An 18936-nucleotide genomic window follows, 5' to 3' on the forward strand; every position below is an offset into this window, starting at 1 on the left:
GCGAGCGATGGCAAGGGCCAGATTGGCGTCATCGCAAACGCCCCGCGGCATCCGCGGCGGCTTCTCGGGAGACAGCGTCATGGTGCAATCCGGCCTCCACCACGTCACGGCCTTTTCCGGCCCGGCAATGCGCAACCTCGACTTCCACACCCGCGTGCTCGGACAACGGCTGGTGAAGAAGACCGTCAATTTCGACGATCCGGGCACCTACCACCTCTACTACGGCGACGCGGCCGGGCAGCCCGGCACGATCCTAACCTTCTTCCCGATCGCGCACGCGGCCCCCGGCCGGGTCGGGATCGGCGAGACCCAGGAGACCGCGTTCCGGGTCCCCCGCGGCTCGATCGGCTGGTGGACCCACCGGTTGATCGAGACGGGCGTCGTTCACGAGCCGCTGGTCCAGGTGTTCGGGGCGCCGACCCTGCGGTTCCGCGACCCGGACGGCATGATGCTGGCTCTGGTCGGCGTCGACGGCGCCGAGGCGGAGGCCGGTTGGGCCACGGCCGAGGTCCCGGCCGAGCATGCGATCCGCGGCCTGCACGGGGTGACGCTCCTCCTGGAGACGGCCGAGGCCACGGCCGCGATCCTCACGGAGGTGCTGGGTCTGCGCGAGGAGGCCCGCGAGGGCAACCTGATCCGGTTCGCCGGCAGCGCAGCCCTTGGCGGCTTCGTGACCATCCGGGCGGTGGGCGGCTTCCTGCCCGGCCGTCAGGGAGCGGGCTCGGTCCACCACATCGCGTTCCGGGCGGCGGACGATGCCGCGCAGGCCGCGATGGCCGATAAACTCGCCGGGCTCGGCCTCCAGGTCACCGAGCAGCGGGACCGCCAGTACTTCCGGTCGGTCTACTTCCGCGAGCCCGGCGGCGTGCTGTTCGAGATCGCCACCGACGCCCCCGGCTTCGCCGTGGACGAGCCGGCCGACGCCCTCGGCACCGCCCTTAAGCTGCCCGCCGGGCTGGAGCCGCACCGGGCCCAGATCGAGGCGGTGCTGCCGAAGGTCGCCTGACCCGAGCCTCCGCCTCTCGGAGGCCGCGGTCTTCAAACACCGCGCAACGCGACGCGCTTCGTCGCCTCTAGAGTGCGCTTTTCCCATTCCCCTTGCGGGGAGGGGCCAGGGGTGGGGGTGGTGCCGGATGATGCGCAGTGGTGCCTTCTGCACCACCCCCACCTCCAACTCCTCCCCGCAAGGGGGAGGAGAGCGCGCCTTATGCGGTCGAAGATGAGTGAACCCGCCGTCCCACTGGGGCGACGGAGATGCCGAGCATGCCACCAGCGAGGTCGCCATGACCCAAGAAGCTTTCAGCCTGATCCACCTGTTCGAGCCCGGCGCGGCCTCTGCCCAGCCGCTGCTGCTCCTGCACGGGACCGGCGGCAACGAGCACGATCTCCTGCCGCTGGGCCGGATCGTGGCCCCGGGCGCCGCCCTGCTGTCGCCCCGCGGGGCGGTAATGGAGAACGGCATGCCGCGGTTCTTCCGGCGGCTGGCCGAGGGCGTGTTCGACGAAGCGGACCTTCGCCGACGCACCCAAGATCTCGCGGCCTTCGTGGCGGCGGCGCGGGCGCGCTACGGGCTGGCCGCGCCGCTGGCGCTCGGATTCTCCAACGGCGCCAACATCGCCGCCGCGCTCCTGATGCTGCACCCGGAGGTGCTGGCGGGCGCGGTGCTGATCCGGCCGATGGTACCGTTGGCCGAGCCACCCGTGGCGGACCTCGCGGGCAAGCCGGTGCTGATTCTGTCCGGGGCGATGGACCCGATCGTCCCCGGCGAGAACGCCGGCCGTCTAGCCCACCAGCTCACGGCCGCCGGCGCGGCGGTCGATCACCGGATCCTCCCAGTCGGCCACGGCCTGTCGCAGGCCGATGTCAGCCTCGCGGCGGAGTGGGTTCGCGGCCTCGCCCGCGCCGACGCGGCCTGATCCGCGCGAACGTCCCTTACGTTGAAACGGAGTCTTCCCATGGCATCCCCGATCGCCCCCGCGCTGACGCTGCTGCCGGTCACCGGCCGGGTCCTGATGAGCGCCCTGTTCCTGGTGAGCGGGGTCGGCAAGCTCGCGGCCCCGGCCGCGACGCTCGCCACCATCCGGTCCGCCGGCCTGCCTCTGCCGGAGGTCTCGTTCGCGGCCGCCGCCCTTGTGGAGGTGGTGGGCGGCCTGCTGCTGATCCTGGGCTATCGGACCCGGCTCGTCGCCTTGGCGCTCGCCGGATTCGCGATGGCCACCGCCCTGACCTTCCACACGGCCCTGGCGGACCCGAACCAGATGTTCCACTTCCTGAAGAACCTCGCCGTGGCGGGCGGCTTGCTTCAGGTCGCGGCCTTCGGGGCCGGCCCGTTCAGCCTCGACGCCCGGCAGGGCCGCGCCTGAGCGGTTTCGCAATCAGCCCCTCACACGGCCGCTCCGGCTACGCCGTCACGTCCCACACGGATGCTGCGATCCGTGCGGGCCTCCCGATCCCGCGACGCCTCCCGCGGAGAACCATCTTACTGCCCCAACAGCTCGACCAGGAACGGGATCAGCGGCGCGTCGGCCGGGGGCATGGCGAGGTCGCGCAGGGCTTTGGGGCGGACCCATTTGAGCGCTTGGCCCTCCATCGAGCGGGGCGTACCCGACCAGCGGCGGCAGACGTAGAGCGGCATCAGCAGGTGGAAGTCCGGATAGGCGTGGCTGGCGAAGGTCAGCGGCGCCAGGCACGGCTCCTCGACCCGGATGCCGAGTTCTTCGGCGAGCTCGCGGATCAGGGTCTCTTCCGGGCGCTCGCCGGCCTCGACCTTGCCGCCGGGGAATTCCCACAGGCCGGCGAGTTGCTTGCCCGCCGGGCGCTCGCTCACCAGCACCCGGCCGTCGACGTCGACCAGCGCCACCGCGACCACCAGCAACAGGCGCAGGGCAGGCGTCTCGGGCCCGCTCACGGCGCCACCGCGAAGGTGGCCGAGACTTCGGAGGAAAGCTGGATCGTGCCGGCCTCGATCGGGACGCGCCGGCCCTTGGCCGCCATCGGTGCCGCCAGCGCCCGGCTGAAGACCGGCGGCGGCGGGACCGCGGCGCCCGGGTTGCCCAGCGTGCAGAGCGGCCCGAGCTTGGCGCCCAAAGCCTCGGCCAGGGCCTCGGCCCGGGTCCGGGCGTCGCGGGCCGCCGCGACCTGGAGGGCCGCTTCGGCCTTGTCGGGATCGCGCAGGCCGAAGCTGACCCCGTCGATCCGGTTCGCGCCCGAATCGAGGGCTTGGCGCAGCAGGTCGCCGAGGCGGTCCATGTCGGCCAAGCGCACCGTCACCGTGTTGCCGGCCCGGTAGCCGTCGGGCTCCTCGGTGACCAAGCCCCCGGGCCGGGTCACGCTGCGCGTGCCGGCCTGGAGGGTCACCGCAGCGGTGCCGATATCGGCGGCCGGCACGCCGAGCGCTCGCGCCTGCGCAGAGATGCCGGCCACCGCCTTTGAGGCGGCGTCGAGGGCGGCCGCCGGGGTCGCGCCCCGCGCCTCGATCCCGACGATGACCTCGGCGAAGTCCGGCGCCCGCGCCTCCGCGGCCCGCCCGACGACGCTGATGCGCCGCTTGCACTCCGAATCGTCGGCCTGCGCCCCGGCGGGCAGCAGCGCCAGCAGGAGAATCCCCGCGAGGCGCGTTCTCACGAGCGGTAATCCCCGTTGATCTCGATGTAGCCCTTGGTCAGGTCGCAGGTCCAAACGCGAGCTTTCCCCTCGCCCAACCCGAGATCGACCCGGATGCCGATCTCCGGCTCGCGCATCACGGCGCTGGCGGCGTCCTCGCTGTAATCCGGGTCGCGGGCGCCCTGGACCGCCACCCGCACGTCGCCGAACCAGATCGCCAGCCTGTCCCGGTCGGCGGGCTCCCCGGCCTTGCCCACCGCCATGACCACGCGGCCCCAATTGGCGTCCTCGCCGGCCACCGCGGTCTTCACCAGCGGCGAGTTGGCGATCGACATGGCGATCTTGTGGGCGGAGGCGTCGCTCTCGGCGCCGGTCACCCGCACGGTGACGAACTTGCGCGCGCCCTCGCCATCCTTGGCGACGAGCTGGGCCAATTCGATCAGCAGGCTGTCGAGCGCCGCCTTGAAGCCGGCGAGACGCGAGTCGGCCGCGTCGGCGATCTCGGCATTGCCGGCCTTGGCGGTGGCAAACAGCAGCAGGGTGTCGGAGGTCGAGGTGTCGCCGTCCACCGTCACGCAGTTGAAGCTGGTCTTGGTGCCGGCCGAGAGCAGCGCCTGGAGCACAGCCTGGGGCAGGGCGGCGTCGGTGAACACGAAGGCCAGCATCGTTGCCATGTCGGGGGCGATCATGCCGGCGCCCTTGGCGATGCCGTTGATGGTGACGCGCACGCCGTCGATCTCGGCGGTGCGAGTCGCGAGCTTGGGGAAGGTGTCGGTGGTCATGATCGCCCGGGCGGCCTCGGCCCAGGCGGCCGGGCCGTCCGTGGCCCGGGCGGCGCAATCGGTCAGCACGCCCTCGAATCGCTCGGCCGGCAGCGGCTCGCCGATCACCCCCGTGGAGGCGACATAGACCTCCCGGTCGCTGCAGCCGGCGGCCTGCGCGGCGATCTGCACGGTCTTGGCCACCGCCTCCCGGCCGAGCCGGCCCGTGAAGGCGTTGGCGTTGCCCGAATTGACCACCACGGCCCGGGCCCCGCCATGCGCCAGGGCCTCGCGGCACCAATCCACCGGCGCCGAGGGGCATTTCGAGCGGGTGAACACCCCCGCCGCCCGGGTGCCGGCGGCGAGGTCGACGTAGAGCACGTCGGTCCGGCCGCTGTAGCGGATGCCGGCCTGGGCGGTGGCGATTCGCACGCCCGGCAGCGGCGGCAGCTCCGGCACCGCGCGCGGCGCCAGCGGGGAGACGGGCGGGGATTTCGCGGACGACATCGGCTGAAAGCTCCGGCAGCGCGCGGGGCCTCCCGCGGCGGCCCGGTGTTGCCCGCGCGACCCCGGCGCCGTCAACCGCACGCCACGCGATGCTCATGCGTGAGGCTGCATGCACTTTGGGCAGCGGCGGCGCCGAATGCGGCGTCTTCGCGGCGCCGGGCTTGCGCGAGCCTTGCTTCCCGGCATAGCATGCTGCATCGCAAAGCCAGAGCGAGGTCGAGTGCGGACTATGCCCACAACCGACGTCGAGACGGCCTCGAGCAGGCTGCCCCAGGGCGTCTGCTACCGGATTCAGGTGCTCGTCGTCGGCCGCCACAAGCGCTGGCGCGACGAGATCTCCGCCGAGATCCGGATGCTGGGCTACCAGGTCACCGCCTGCGACCGGGGCGTCGATGCCATGACGGTGCTGGCGCTCGGGCTGCCCGTGGACGTGATGGTGGTGGATGCCGCGCTGCAGGGTGGCGGCCTGTGCTGTGCGCAACTCGCGGTCGAGGCGCGGGCCCTGCGCCCGGGCCTGCGCATCGTCCTCTCCAGCGATCCGTTCGACCCGCCGGAGCAGGAGGCGTCGGTGCTGGTTCCGGACGCACTGTTCATCCAGCGCGAGCAGTTCCAGGACGGGATGGTCGCGACCCTGATGCGCGAGGCGCTGGCCGACCGCGTGGCCTGACAGGCCTGTATCCCGCCGGCAGATTCGCGATTCCCGCACCCCCGGGGCTTGTTTCCAAACTCCGCGCGGCGTGGGTTTCGCGAGGTCCCGCCGCCTGTCGAATCGTTCGCCGGTCCTCGCGTCGAGATGTCGTCCGGGGCGGGTGCCGGACCCCCGGATCCCGGGGAACGCGACAGCGATGCACCGCTGGGCACCACGAAAAGTTGACCCGGCTCCATCCTGGTTCGTCTGCTTATCGCCGCGACACGGGGCGTAAAGTTTCCTGGCTATGCATTTGGAGACTAGACAACTCGGCTCGATGTTCCAGATGTATCGATAAATCTCATCTCGTTCCGGGAAAAATCGGAACAATAAAGATAATTATTTTATTTTATCAAAGCACGAATGCGGCGAATATGCATTCAGGGAATGCGGGTCACATTCCGAGGCGAATTTATTGCCAAAGTATCAGACTTTGGTATTTTACTTTATAATCATCCTCAAGATTTACGAATTAATCTTGACACATGAATGTCATTCGACCGATTTTTATGGGTGCCGTGCCCGTCGATGGTACGCCTCAATGAAAGTCTTACGCCTGTGACCTTGGGAATCCGCCACCGGCTTTATGCCGGCTTTGCGATGCTTGTGCTGATCGCTGCCGGCATAGGTGCCTTCTCGCTTCATCAGCAGAGCACTATCGATGGGTATTACGACGCGCGCTCTCGCCTGGACCAAGGTTCGCGGTCGATCTTCGCGATCAGCAACCTCGCCCTGCGCCTGACGAGCGCCGCAGAGAAGTATCGCTTCGAGCCGGATCCCGCACAGATCGCCGCGATCGAGCAGACGCGCCAAGCTATCGAGGCGGCGAGCATCAACCACTTCGTGGCGACCCCGAGTGAAGAGCGGCGCAAGCTCTACGGTGAGATCCGCGACGAGTCGCGGGCCCTGAAGCCGGAACTGGAACGACTCGCGGCGGCCGGTTCAAAGTTGACCGAAACCAAAACGACCATGTTTGCAGGCGGGGATCAGCTCACGCGCTTCACCGACGCACTGATCGCCGAGGCGCGCGGTCGTGCCGACGACGCACTGATCTATCGGGTTCAGACGGTCGAGAACGCCGTGCTGCGGACCCGGCTCGCGGCCGCACGCCTCACGATCGGGCTGCGTCCGGAGGATCGGGGCGTCTTCGCAGAGGCTGTAGAGCAGGCCCGCACCGCCTTGCGGGCGTTCGAGACGGGCGGGGGCGGAGCGACGCTCGTGCCGATGGTCACGGCCATCGCCAAAGCGCTGGACACTTATGCCGGCACCGTCGCGGCCTATGATGACGCGGCGAGCATCGTCAAAGCGACCTTCGAGGTCGGCATCAAGCCGCAAACCGACAAGATCGAACAGCGGGCCGAGACGGCGCGCGAGAGGGTGACGTCCCAGGTCGCCGAGATCTCGGCAACGACGTCGGCCGCGGTGGCAAGTGCCCAGCGGTGGCAGATCGGCCTGATCGGCCTGACCGTGGGGATCGGCGGCCTTCTGGCCTTCCTGATCGCTCGCAGCATCATCCGGCCGATCATCGGCATGACCGACGCGATGAAGCGCCTCGCCGAGGGCGACACCGCGATCAAGATACCGGTGCCGAGGGCCCGGGACGAGATGGCCGAGATGGCCGAGGCGGTCGACGTGTTCCGCCAGAACGCCATCGCGCGGGCCGAGCTGGAGGCCGCCCAGGGCGCCGAGCAGGCCGCCCGCCTGAGCCGGGCCGAGCGGGTCGACCAGTTGGTCAGGACCTTCCAGGAGAATGTTGCAGCCTCGCTCGAGGTCGTCACCGGGGCCGCGACTGAGCTCGACGCGACGGCGCGCTCGATGACCCAGGTCGCCGACGACACCAACAACCAAGCGGTCGCTTCCAGCGCCGCGGCCGAACAGGCCTCGACCAACGTCCAGACCGTGGCGGCGGCGGCCGAGGAGATGGTCGCCTCGCTGCAGGAGATCGAGCGGCAGGTGATCCGCTCCAATGAGGTTGCCGGCACAGCCGCCCACGAGGCCGAGACCACCAACGCGGCCATGGCCAGCCTGCGGCTGGCCGCCGATCAGATCGGTGCGGCGGTGACCATGATCTCCGGCATCGCCGGACAGACCAATCTGCTGGCGTTGAACGCGACCATCGAGGCGGCCCGGGCCGGGGAGGCCGGACGCGGCTTCGCGGTGGTGGCGGCCGAAGTCAAAGAACTGGCCAGTCAAACCGCCAAGGCCACGGAGGAAATCGGCGATCAGATCGCGGCGATCCAGGCGGCGACCGGCCAGGCCGCGGAGGCGATCGAGCAGATCGCCGGCACGATCTCGACGGTGAACGAGATCAGCAGCGCGATCGCCTCGACGGTGGTGCAGCAGACCGTGGCCACCAGCGAGATCTCGCGCAATGCCGGTGAGGCGGCCCAGGGCACCCGGGACGTGTCCGCCAACGTGGCCAGCGTGCTGGCTTCATCGAGCGAGACCGGTAGCGCCGCCACGCAAGTTCTGAACGCGGCCTCGCAGCTGGCGTCACAATCCCAGAAGGTCCGCCAGCAGGTCGATGGGTTCTTGCGGGATATTCAGGCGGCTTGAACCGCGGGTGCCCGAGGCGGGTGACGGCGCGCCCATCTCACGGTTTATCCGACCCTCCACCTCAGAATGAGTGGGGGATTAGGATCGCGTGGGGTTGCGACGAGGCATCGGTTTTCCACGATGCGTGGAAGCCGGGCAGCCATTAAATCGCGGCGGCGGGGTCCGTCTCGTCGCCGTCGGGCTCGCGGCGTTTGCGGGGGCGGCGGTCGAGGAGCGAACGCCCCAGGGCACGCAGCGGCGCGGTCAGCCGCCGGGCATCCTCGGCGCGCTCCATCAGGCGCTCGCCGTTGCGGATCTCCTTGTCGAGCTTGGCCATCGTCCGGGCGAGCGCCGGATCGTCGTCGTCCAGCCAGACCTGGGTGACGCGGGCGAAGGCGATCACCACGCCCTGGAGCTTGAGCTGGCCCAGCGGCCCCTCGGTGTCGATCCCGGCCGCCGCCAGCATGTAGCGGTGGGAATTCAGCATCACGCCGTTCAAGGCCAGCATCGACAGGGGCTCGCCGCGCAGGGCGTAGGCGATCCGGCGGAGCGCGGGCTTGTAGGGCGTCATCGCGTCGAGGCGGCGCATCAGCACGTCGAACAGGCGCTCGCGGGTCGGCTCCTCTTCGAGGCCGGCGCTGTCGCCCTCCAGAACCTTCCGGTCGATGATCCGGGTGAGGCCGCCGAGCACCGCGCCCTTCGAGGGGAACAGGTCGCGCAGTTCTGCGAGCGTCAGGCCCGCTTCCCGAGCGATGTCGCCAATCTCGATGTCGTTCCAAGGCTGCTCGGCAGCGAGCCGCATCAGCGCCTCGACCGCGGCCTCCCGGGGCGGCAGCTTCGGCGGGCTCTCGGCCTGCGTAGGGGATTCCTCGGTCGTGCCGGGCTGGCTCGTGTCGTTCACCGCCGCATTGTCTTGCACGGCACTCGCAGACTTGCGGGTGCGCTTCGACGGGGCTCTGTTCTCGGTCATGGGTCTGTCGCCCGCTCCTGTCGGTCGTCGACTCTCATGTAGGAAAGGCGGCAGGGAAGGGCAGGCCCGTCGCGCGGCGATGCCGCACGGATGTCAGCCGGCGAGTTCGGCCGCCCGGCGTTTGGCCGCCGCCACGGCTTCGCGCATGAGCGGGGCCAGGCCGTCCGGACGCATCAGCACGTCGAGCGCTGCAGCCGTGGTCCCGCCCGGAGAAGTGACGTTGCGGCGCAACTCGGCCGCTTCTTCGGGGCTCGCGTCGAGGAGCGCGCCGGCCCCAGCGACCGTTGCCCGCGCCAGGGCCTGCGCCACCGCCGGATCGAGCCCGGCGGCGATGCCGGCCTCGGCCAAGGCTTCGACCAGCAGGAAGACGTAGGCCGGCCCGGAGCCCGAGACCGCGGTCACGGCGTCGATCTGTGCCTCGTCGGCGAGCCACGCCACCGCGCCATTGGCGGCGAATAGGGCGTCGGCGGTATCGCGCTGGGCCGGCGTCACCTCCGGGCTCGCGCAGGCTCCGGTGGCGCCCCGGCCGATGCTCGCGGGCAGGTTGGGCATCGCCCGGACCACGGCTCGGGCTCGCGGAAGCCGGGTGCGCAGATCGGCGATGGTCTTGCCCGCCAGGATCGACACCAGCAGCGTGTCGGAGCCGACGAGCCGGTCGAGGCCGAAGGCCGCCGCGTCCAAGCCCTGCGGCTTGATCGCCAGGACCAGAACCGCCCCGGGCTCGGGCTCCGTCGGATTGAGTCGGATGCCGCGCTGGGCGCAGAGATCCACGATCGCGCGGGCGGGCACCGGGTCGACGATCGTGGTGGCGCGAGGATCGAGGCCGGCATCGAGCCAGCCCGCCAGCATCGCGCCGCCCATCTTGCCGGCCCCGGCGAGAACCAGGGAGGCCGGCATCCGCGCCGCGTTCGGGGCTGCCGTCACGCCTCGCCTTCGGTCTCGAACAGCACGGCGTCCAGCGCCTCGCGGGCGCTCTTGCCGGCCCAGAGCACGAACTGGAACGCCTGGAAGTAGCGCTCGCAGGCATCCACGGCGGTCTTCATCATGGTGGCGCATTGCGGGTGGGTCGGCACCGCGCCGCCGGCCAGTAGAAGAGCGTGCCGGAACATCACCACGCTGTCGCTCGACCACAGATCGAAATGGCCGATCCAGAGCTGCTCGTTGATCATCGCGATCAGGCGCAGCACCTCGGTCCGCTGCCGCTCCGGTACCTTGAGGTCGAAGGCGCAGGCCACGTGCAGGGCCTCCACATCCTCGATCCAGGTGAAGGCGACATGATAGTCGGTCCAGCGGCCGGGGCTGGTGATCGACATCTCGTCGGTCTCGGCCCGGTCGAAGATCCAGTCGCGCAGGGACGCCAGACGCTCGACGACGTCGAGCGGATGCTCGTTCCGGTCAGGGTCGTGGAAGTCGACGTGGAGAAGCGGCATGACGATCCAAAAGGACGGCCCGGAATCGATCCGGCCCGACGTGACGGGGACGCGCGAGAGAGTGCGAGAACACTCCGAGAACTTGATACGACCGTCAGAGACGGGCCGGGGATGACGCGATCGACTGTCAAAGCTCTGCGGACATCGCCCCGCAGCCGCCGAATCACCCTATGCCCGACTATAGACCGGCCGTGACTCGCGACACAAAGTGCTGGTCATGCTCGGTGAACAGGAAACGAAATCATCGGCTGCGCTTCCTGTGCAAAAGCCCGACGCGTTGCCGTGCGGACTCAGATCGCTTCGCTGAGCCCCGCCGCGCCGGCTCCGGCAGTCCCGTTCTTCGCCTCCAGGGCGGCCACCCGGGCGGTGAGCGCCTCGTTCTGGGTCCGGAGGTTGGTCACCAGGTCGCGCAGCACGTCGAGCTCCTCGCGGGAGGCGATGTCGAGGTCGCGGACCAGGCGCTCGACCTGCGCCTTGACCACCGTCTCGGCCTCGCGGCGCACGCCCTGGGCGGCGCCGGCGGCGTCGGTCATCAGGCGGGAGAGATCGTCGAACAGTCGGTTCGAGGGGGGCATCGTGGTCTCCCGGATCGGCCGGCTGCCGCTTCGGCCGCCTGACTGCGCGATTCAGGGTGACGAGATAGGAATCCGCGAGGTGCGGAGCAACGCCCAAAGCGATCCGCACAAGGAAACGGGGCCCGAAGGCCCCGCATCTCGAAAGTTACATCCGGTGCATCATCCGGTGGCGCATGTGACGATGCATCATCCGGCGGTGCATGCGCCGATGCATCATGCGCCGCTCCATCGGGTGCATGCGGACCTGCGTGACGGATTCGGGCGCGGAGATCCCCGAGGGCAGGCCGGGGGCGGCACTGGCCGGCTGGACAAGGGCGGCGCCGCCGATCGAGGCCAGTACGGCAAAGGCGAAGGTCAGTTTCCTCACGAAGAGACTCCAATTTTCTGGTAGCCGGGCATGACGCCCGGTTCATCCTCCCAAACGGGAGGTTCGGAGAGGCGTCTCGTGCCGGTGAGGGCACGGCGGACCCGTGAGGGTCCGCCGCCATCAACTTCTGGATTAGAGATTCGTTTCCTCGAACGCCTTCACCCATTCGGCGCAGATGCCGGAGCGGACGATGTCGTCGCGGGTGAACTCGACCACCGGGATCGGCATCATCCGGCTCTTGATCAGGTGCATAACCGTGCGCAGGCCCGAGGTCTCGCGCAGGTCGGTCTGGGAGACGTCGCCGTTGATGATGACCTGGCAATCGTCGCCGATCCGGGTCAGGAACATCTTGATCTCGGCGGTGGTGGTGTTCTGCGCCTCGTCGAGGATCACCAGGCAGTTCTTGAAGGTGCGGCCGCGCATCACCTCGAACGGCACGATCTCGATGTCGCCGGTCTTGAGCGCGATCTCGAAGGCGGCTTGGCCCATCCGCTCCTTCATGGCCTCGGTGAGCGGGGCGACCCAGGGGGCGATCTTCTCCTCGAGGGTGCCGGGGAAGAAGCCGAGCGAGCGGCCCGAGGGCACGTTCGGGCGGGTGATCACGACCTTGGAGATGCGGCGCTGGCGGAGCTGGTCGGCGGCCCGCGTCCCGGCGATGTAAGTCTTGCCGGTGCCCGCGGGCCCGAGGACGATCACCTGGGCGGAACTCGCCAGGGCATCGAGATATTCGGCCTGGCGGTCGGTGAGGGGCTGGATCGGACTGAGGTTGCGCTCTTCGTCGAAGCGGGTGCGGTGAATACGGGGCGTGCGGTCTTCAACCAGTTCAAGTCGTGTGCGGCGTCGCTTCATGGATCAACACTCCAACGGGACTTGCCAACCTGGATCTGTCGATGAACTGCCGTTTACCTAACTGCTCCCGGATCTATTCTATCGCGAAACTAATTCCGGCGCCATGCCGAAGGTTCCGCCCCGTGCTATTCGCCTGTGGAGAGCGTCACGCCGTTTCGCCCGGGGCCGAATACGCAGTGCAAGCGGCGCACCAACGTGATTCGCACCGGACGATTGCTCGACAGGTGTGACTAAGGGGTGACGGTTGGTGCCGCGTTGCGGAAAATGCCGAGACGCTGGCAAGATGGCATCAGGCCGAATGCCGGGGATACGGGATGACGCGGCATCCGGCACGGCCCCGATCCTCCCCGCCCGCACGGGCGAAGCCGGCCGACCCTGCCGCCCTGGAACGTCCGGGCTTGGTCGGCGGGAAAGCTGTCATCCAGCCTGGATGAAGCTGTCGAGAACCATCTTCCGGCCGGCTTTATCGAAGTCAACGGTGAGCTTGTTGCCGTCGACGCCGGCGACAGTGCCCGGGCCGAACTTCATGTGGAAGACCCGCTGGCCATCCTGGAACGCGGAGGGCGCGCCGGTCGACTTGGCGATCAGCTCGCCCTCGATCTGGCGCGGGCCGCCGGCCCGGCCGCCGGGGCCGTTGCCGAAGCCGGACCGGCTGCCGGTCCCCGCAGCGGTGTTGGCCTGCGCGCGCTGCCAGCCCGGCGTGCCGTAGCTCGAACCAAACGGCGTCGGGTTGCGGTCGAACCGCGAGGCTCCGGCCGAGAAATGCGCGGGCGCCTCGACCACGTCGACGGCGGATTCCGGCAATTCATCGATGAACCGCGACGGGATGGTCGAGGACCACAGGCCGTGGATCCGCCGGTTGACCGCAAAGGACAGCTTGGCCCGTTTGCGCGCCCGGGTGAGACCGACATGGGCGAGGCGGCGCTCCTCTTCCAATCCGGCCCGGCCGCTCTCGTCGAGCGCCCGCTGGTTGGGGAACAGGCCGTCTTCCCAGCCGGGCAGGAACACGGTGTCGAATTCCAGGCCCTTGGCGGCGTGGAGCGTCATCAGCGAGACCCGCTCGGCGCCTTCGGCCTCGGAGGCCTCCATCACCAGGGAGACGTGCTCCAGGAAGGCCGCCATGTCGGGGAACTCCTCCATCGAGCGGACGAATTCCTTCAGGTTCTCCAGCCGGCCGGCCGCGTCGGCGGAGCGGTCCTTCTGCCACATCTCGGTGTAGCCGGATTCCTCCAGGATGGTCTGGGCGACCTCGCTGTGCGGCTGCGTCTCGATGAGGCGGGCCCATCGCGAAAAACTCTCGGTGAGCGCTCGCAGGGTCGCGCGGACCCGGGGCTTCAGCTCGTCGGTCTCGCACAGGCGCTGGGCGGCGATCAGCAGCGGCAGGCGCTCAGCCCGGCCGTAGGTGTGGAGCTGCTGCAGGGTGGCGTCGCCCAGGCCGCGCTTGGGCGTGTTCACGATCCGCTCGAAGGCGAGGTCGTCGCTGACATTCATGGTGACGCGCAGATAAGCCAGCGCGTCGCGGATCTCGGCGCGCTCGTAAAAGCGCGGGCCGCCGATCACCCGGTAGGGCAGGCCGAGCTGGACGAAGCGATCTTCGATCTCGCGCATCTGCGCCGAGATCCGCACCAGCACGGCGATCTCCGACAGGGGATGCTGCTTGGATTGCAGGGATTCGATCGCCTCGGCGAGCTGGCGCGCCTCTTCCTCGGAATCCCAGGCGCCGGTGACGGTGACGCGCTCGCCCGGCTCGTCCTCGGTGCGCAGGGTCTTGCCGAGTCGGCTCTCGTTCTTGGCGATCAGGCCAGAGGCGGCGGCCAGGATATGGCCGGTGGAGCGGTAGTTGCGCTCCAGCCGCACCACCACGGCGCCCGGGAAGTCGTGCTCGAAGCGCAGGATGTTGTCGACCTCGGCGCCGCGCCAGCCGTAGATCGACTGGTCGTCGTCGCCCACGCACGCGATGTTTTTTCGTGACTGCGCGAGCAGCCTGAGCCACAGGTATTGGGCGACGTTGGTGTCCTGGTACTCGTCAACCAGGATGTAGCGGAACCGGTCCTGGTAATTGGCCAGGATGTCTGGGTTCTCACGCCAGAGCTTGAGGCACAGGAGCAAAAGATCGCCGAAATCGACGGCGTTCAGCGTCGCGAGCCGGGCCTGGTAGGCGGTGTAGAGCGCGCCGCCCTTGCCGAACGCGAAGGACGAGGCCTCGCCCGGCGGCACCTGCTCGGGTGAGAGGCCGCGGTTCTTCCAGCCGTCGATGGTGTGGGCCAGCGCCCGGGCCGGCCAGCGCTTCTCGTCGATGTTCTGGTCGGCGATCACCTGCTTCATCAGGCGCAGCTGGTCGTCGGTGCCGAGGATCGTGAAGTCCGACTTCAGCCCGACCAGCTCGGCGTGCCGGCGCAGGATCTTGGTGCCGATGGCGTGGAAGGTGCCGAGCCAGGGCATGCCCTCGCCGGCCGGGCCGATCAGCGCGCCGATCCGGAGCTTCATCTCCCGGGCGGCCTTGTTGGTGAAGGTCACCGACAGGATGTCGTAGGGGCGGGCGCGGCCGGTGGCGATCAGGTGGGCGATCCGGGTGGTCAGCACCCGGGTCTTGCCGGTGCCGGCCCCGGCCAGGACCAGCACCGGACCCTCCGTCGCCTCGACGGCGCGGCGCTGCTCGGGGTTGAGCCCTTCGAGATAGGCGGCGGCGTCCCGCCGGAGGGCGCCCATGGCGCGGGCGGCGATGGAGGTCGGAGCGCCGTCCCCGGCGGGCTGCGCGTGCGGGCCATTCTGCATTCCGCTTCCCTGGACCAAATCGCGAACGGCGTCGAGGGTGTTCGGTCCCGGCACCGCCGCTGGCGCCGTCCGGGACTTATCGTGCTATGGCCGGTCGCAGGTTGCCCAGGGGGGCACGCGACGGCGGGGCATCACGGTGCCGCGACCGCGCGGAAAGAGTGCGGAACGGGTAGCGTGCGTGATCTTCTGACCGCGCTGGCGGGCGCCGTCATCCTGGTTCTCGTCGCGGCTCTGGCCGTTCCGCCCGTCATCGATTGGCAGGCCCAGCGCGCGCTCGTCGACCGGGGGCTGACCCGGTCCCTGGGCGTTCCGGCCCGGACCGACGGCCGGATCGAGGTGCGGCTCCTGCCCTCGCCGCGGCTGCGCATCGACCGGCTGCATCTCGGGGCCGATCCGGCCCGCCCCACCCTTGATGCCCGCTTCGTCAAGGCCGAGGTCGCCCTGGCGCCGCTGCTGAAGGGCGAGTTCCGCTTCACCGAGACGCGAATCGGCCGGGCGGAGATCAAGCTCCCGGTGGTGGCGAGCGAGGCCCTGCGGATCCCGACCGATCTCGGCGAGGCCCTGCGCGCCCGCGACTTCGCCATCGAGGACCTGCACGTCCAGCAATTCCTGGTGACCACGCAGGTGCCGGCCACCGGCCGCACGGACCAGCTCTACGTCCAGGACCTGCACCTGCAGACCCCCGCCCTGATCGGGCCGTGGCGGGTCGAGGGCACGAGCGGCAGCGTCCCGTTCCGGGCGGTGAGCGGCACGCCGGGGGCGGACGGGCGGCTCGCGGTGAAGATCGCGGGCGGCGGCGACGCGCATCCGCGCTTCGAGGCCGATGCCCGGCTCGGCCTCGTTCCGACCGAATCCGACGGGGCGATCGTCGAGTCCGAGGGCTCGGCCCGCCTGGTGGTCGGCCCGCCGACCCAGGCGGCGGGCGCCTACCTGCCGTATTCCCTCGGCGGCACGTTCAAGGCCCGGGGCACGCAGGTCCGGTTCGAGGGCGTCGAGCTGGCGATCGATCCGGGCGGCCGCGCGCTCCGCTTGGGCGGCACCGGCCGGCTCGACCTGCGCCAGTGGCGCGCCGGCCTGAACCTGGACGGCCGCCGCCTCGACCTCGACGCCTTCCTGGCCTCGCCGGAGGGCCAGAACCTGATCGCCCGCGGCGTCCCGGATCTCGGGCGCGGCCTGCCGGCGATGCTCGACCTCGACCTCACCGTGGGCAGCCTGGTGCTCGGCGGCGAGGAATGGTCGAACCTCGCGCTCGCCGGCACCGTCGAGCGCGCGGGCGGCCTGCTGCTGCGGCGCCTGTCGGCGGCCGGCCCCGGCGACGCCACCCTCACGGTCAGCGGTCAGGTCGAGGCGGCGCCGTTCCGCCTCACCGGCCCGGTGGCGCTGGCCGCCGCCGATTCGGATCCGCTCGGTCGCTACCTGCGCCGGCTCGGGCTGGAGGGACCGCTGACCGCGCTCCTCGACGGGCGCCGGGTCGAGGCGGCCGCCGACGTGTCCGCGGCCGCCTCCGGCCTGTCCCTGCGCAACCTGCGCCTCGGCCTGGCGTCGGCGCGCATCACCGGCAATGCCCGCTACACCGCCGCTGAGGCGGGAGCGCGCGGGCGCTTCGACGCCCAGATCCGCGCCAGCGGCATCGACATCGCCGCCCTGCCGGCCCTTGGGACGACCCTCGGCAGCCTGCGCGACCACGATCTCGCCCTGACCCTCGAAGCCAAGGACGTGCGCTACGGGCCGGCGGGCTCCGGCAACGGCACCATCGCGGCGAGCATCCAGTCGGACGGGTCGAGCCTGGTGGTCGACAGCCTCGATGTCACGGATCTCGCGGGGGCGAGCGCCAAGCTGTCCGGCCGGATCGGCGCGGACGGGACCGGCCGCGTCTCCGGGCGGCTCAAGGCCCCCGTGGCGGCGCCGCTGCTCGGCCTGCTCGAGCGGGTCTGGGTCGGCGAGATCCGCCTGCTGCCCGCCTTCCTGCGCGACGCGCCCCTCGACCTCGCCGTCACCCTGGACCGGGAGGGCGGCGCGGCCGACGCCCTGCGCAGCCAGGCCCGGGGCAATGCCGGCGGCGGCACCCTCGACCTGACGCTGGCAAGCCGCGGGACGCGGATCGAGGGCGGGACCGCGACGCTGACCGCGCCCCGGGCCGGCGCCTGGCTCGGGCGCGCGGACATCGCCGGCCTGCAGCAGCCGGCCGAGCTGCACCTGAGCGCCGAGCGGCCCGATACCGACACCCTCGCGCTGACCGTCAACGGCACCCTCGCCGGCCTGAAGCTCGCCACCGCCCGGCCGATCCTGGTCGGCCCCGACGCCCTGGCGCGGGCCGGCGAGATCCGGGCCGACACCGCCGATCTCGCGCCGTTCCTGACCCTGGCCGGGGCCGCGCGCCTCGCCCCGGGCGCGTGGCCGGCCGACCTGAATCTTTCTCTCGCCAAGGACGGGGGCGACATCGCCGCCGACACCGCGGGCAGGATCGCCGGCGCGGCCCTGAGCGGAAGACTGCTGCGGGCGCCGGGCGGAGCGCTGCGCGGCCGCCTCACCCTGGACCGCCTGTCGGTGCCGCAACTGGCGGCGGCCCTGCTGCTCCCGCCGGACCCGGCCAGGGCCGACCGCTTCGGCCCGGTCCCGCAGACGCTCGCGCCCGTCGTGCTCGATGCCCGGATCGCCAGCCTCGACCTCGGCCGCGACCTCACCGCCACGGAGGCCGGCCTGGCCCTGGGCCTCGCCGACGGCGCCCTGACCCTGCGCAACTTGACGGCCAAGCTCGCCGGGGGGCGGATCGCCGGCTCGGCCACGATCACCCGCCGGGGACCCGAGGCGTCGGTCTCCGGGGAGGGCGCCCTCGACGATGCCGCGCTCGCCACCCTGGCCGGGGGCGGCCCGATCGGCGGGCGCATGACCGCGTCCCTGCGCTTCACCACCACGGCCGAGACCGCCCCGGGCCTCGCCGACAACCTCTCCGGCAGCGGCAACCTCACCCTCAAGGACCTGAGCGTCCCGGAGGCCGACCCGTCGGCCCTCGGCCGTGCGCTCGCCCGGGCGGTGGAGATCGACGATCCTCTGCGGGAGGGGCGGCTCCAGGCCCTGGTGGCCGAGGAACTCGCCAAGGGCGGCGCGCAGGCCAAGGCCCCGGCGAGCAGCCCGGCCACCCTCGTCGGCGGTGTCCTGCGGGCCGGCCCCCTCGCTCTCGATTTCGGGGCCGCCCGCTGGTCCGGGACCCTCGGCTACGACCTGCGCGGCCACCGCCTCGACGCCCGCGGGCTCCTGTCCGGCGGCGCGGTCCCCCGGGGCTGGAGCGCCGGCCCGCCCTCCGTCCAGCTCGGCTTTACCGGCTCGCTCGGGGCGCCCGAGCGGGTTCTCGACGTCGGCGCCCTGTCGAACGGGCTCGCCGCCTTCGTGCTCCAGCGCGAGCTGGAGACCATCGAGCTGACCGAGGCCGACCAGGTCGAGCGCCAGCGCCGCCGCGCCCGGATCGAGATGGACCGCGCCCGCGCCGCCGCGATCAAGGCTGCAGCCGACAAAGCTGCCGCCGAGGAAGCCGCCCGGCAGGCCCGGGCGCGGCCCCAGAGCGAGGGTGAGGCGACGCCGGGCGGGACGGAGGGGGCGCAGCCCCAGGGCAGGCCGTGAGAGTCCCTTCGATCGCGTAACGGACACGCGCGATCACGAAGGGCTGCGGCCAGCGTTACGAAAAATCCCAACCTCACCCCTCATCTTGAGGTGCTGCGCAGCAGCCTCGAAGGAGGCCGAGCCGGGGGATGCCAGCAAAACATACTCCGGATTTACCGTCAATAACAACACGTATTATAGCTTTAACAGTTACATTGATGACGATAGCAGCAGCAAAAGCGGTAGCTGTGCAATCATGGCGTCAGGAACCTCTTTCAA

General features: G+C 70.6%; 16 protein-coding genes. 6 read left to right on the forward strand and 10 right to left on the reverse strand.

Features of this window, described 5'->3' with window-relative positions; genetic code table 11:
- The first annotated feature begins 79 nt into the window (after positions 1–79).
- From MKL09_RS16875 to MKL09_RS16885, 3 genes are all read left to right on the forward strand, one after another.
- Positions 80–1006 (forward strand): ring-cleaving dioxygenase, encoded by a 927-nt coding sequence (locus tag MKL09_RS16875; protein ID WP_244021966.1) that lies wholly within the window; start codon positions 80–82, stop codon positions 1004–1006.
- A 277-nt stretch (positions 1007–1283) separates the two neighbouring features.
- The gene (locus MKL09_RS16880) at positions 1284–1916 is read left to right on the forward strand and encodes an alpha/beta hydrolase (RefSeq protein ID WP_244021968.1); all 633 of its coding nucleotides are present in this window, start codon (positions 1284–1286) and stop codon (positions 1914–1916) included.
- A 39-nt stretch (positions 1917–1955) separates the two neighbouring features.
- Positions 1956–2363: a DoxX family protein gene (locus MKL09_RS16885; protein WP_244021970.1), complete on the forward strand. Its 408-nt coding sequence runs from the start codon at positions 1956–1958 to the stop codon at positions 2361–2363.
- A gap of 116 nt (positions 2364–2479) precedes the next feature.
- Here MKL09_RS16885 and MKL09_RS16890 read toward each other — a convergent pair whose 3' ends face one another.
- Genes MKL09_RS16890 through argJ form a run of 3 tightly spaced genes read right to left on the reverse strand, consistent with a single transcriptional unit; the run spans position 2480 to position 4871 of the window.
- Positions 2480–2908, reverse strand: coding sequence for a (deoxy)nucleoside triphosphate pyrophosphohydrolase (locus MKL09_RS16890; RefSeq protein ID WP_244021972.1), 429 nt, complete (start codon positions 2906–2908; stop codon positions 2480–2482).
- Entirely contained in the window at positions 2905–3624 is a 720-nt protein-coding gene (locus MKL09_RS16895; protein WP_244021974.1) for an SIMPL domain-containing protein, read from the reverse strand. The genes MKL09_RS16890 and MKL09_RS16895 overlap by 4 nt, the downstream gene beginning before the upstream one ends.
- Positions 3621–4871, reverse strand: coding sequence for a bifunctional glutamate N-acetyltransferase/amino-acid acetyltransferase ArgJ (gene argJ, locus MKL09_RS16900; RefSeq protein ID WP_244021977.1), 1251 nt, complete (start codon positions 4869–4871; stop codon positions 3621–3623). Before argJ ends, MKL09_RS16895 begins: the two co-directional genes overlap by 4 nt.
- Positions 4872–5100: 229 nt before the next feature.
- On the opposite strand from argJ, the gene MKL09_RS16905 reads away from it, so the two are divergent.
- A complete protein-coding gene (locus MKL09_RS16905; RefSeq protein ID WP_244021978.1) occupies positions 5101–5538 on the forward strand; it encodes a histidine kinase in 438 nt (145 codons plus the stop codon).
- 621 nt (positions 5539–6159) lie between these two features.
- Complete coding sequence (locus MKL09_RS16910; RefSeq protein ID WP_244021980.1) at positions 6160–8115, forward strand: methyl-accepting chemotaxis protein; 1956 nt, start codon at positions 6160–6162, stop codon at positions 8113–8115.
- A gap of 142 nt (positions 8116–8257) precedes the next feature.
- On the opposite strand, the gene MKL09_RS16915 is transcribed toward MKL09_RS16910, so the two are convergent.
- The 7 genes from MKL09_RS16915 to MKL09_RS16945 all read right to left on the reverse strand — a co-directional run bounded on the left by MKL09_RS16915 (position 8258) and on the right by MKL09_RS16945 (position 15060).
- Positions 8258–9064: a TetR/AcrR family transcriptional regulator gene (locus MKL09_RS16915; RefSeq protein ID WP_244021982.1), complete on the reverse strand. Its 807-nt coding sequence runs from the start codon at positions 9062–9064 to the stop codon at positions 8258–8260.
- Between the two features lie 93 nt (positions 9065–9157).
- Positions 9158–9988: a pyrroline-5-carboxylate reductase gene (gene proC / locus MKL09_RS16920; RefSeq protein WP_409566941.1), complete on the reverse strand. Its 831-nt coding sequence runs from the start codon at positions 9986–9988 to the stop codon at positions 9158–9160.
- Positions 9985–10494 carry a YbjN domain-containing protein gene (locus tag MKL09_RS16925; protein WP_007569163.1) on the reverse strand — a complete coding sequence of 170 codons (510 nt, stop codon included), beginning with the start codon at positions 10492–10494 and terminating at the stop codon, positions 9985–9987. Before MKL09_RS16925 ends, proC begins: the two co-directional genes overlap by 4 nt.
- Positions 10495–10784: 290 nt before the next feature.
- Positions 10785–11069 (reverse strand): accessory factor UbiK family protein, encoded by a 285-nt coding sequence (locus MKL09_RS16930; RefSeq protein ID WP_244021984.1) that lies wholly within the window; start codon positions 11067–11069, stop codon positions 10785–10787.
- 145 nt (positions 11070–11214) lie between these two features.
- On the reverse strand, positions 11215–11436 hold the full coding sequence (locus MKL09_RS16935; protein WP_244021986.1) for a hypothetical protein: 222 nt from the start codon (positions 11434–11436) through the stop codon (positions 11215–11217).
- 132 nt (positions 11437–11568) lie between these two features.
- The gene (locus tag MKL09_RS16940) at positions 11569–12285 is read right to left on the reverse strand and encodes a PhoH family protein (protein ID WP_243951244.1); all 717 of its coding nucleotides are present in this window, start codon (positions 12283–12285) and stop codon (positions 11569–11571) included.
- Between the two features lie 417 nt (positions 12286–12702).
- Positions 12703–15060, reverse strand: a complete 2358-nt coding sequence (locus MKL09_RS16945; protein ID WP_244021988.1) for an ATP-dependent helicase — start codon at positions 15058–15060, stop codon at positions 12703–12705.
- A 174-nt stretch (positions 15061–15234) separates the two neighbouring features.
- Between MKL09_RS16945 and MKL09_RS16950 the strand changes: the two genes are divergently transcribed.
- Positions 15235–18678: an AsmA-like C-terminal region-containing protein gene (locus tag MKL09_RS16950; RefSeq protein ID WP_244021990.1), complete on the forward strand. Its 3444-nt coding sequence runs from the start codon at positions 15235–15237 to the stop codon at positions 18676–18678.
- Positions 18679–18936: the final 258 nt, after the last annotated feature.

The organism is Methylobacterium sp. J-048, assembly GCF_022829515.1.
Classification (GTDB): domain Bacteria; phylum Pseudomonadota; class Alphaproteobacteria; order Rhizobiales; family Beijerinckiaceae; genus Methylobacterium.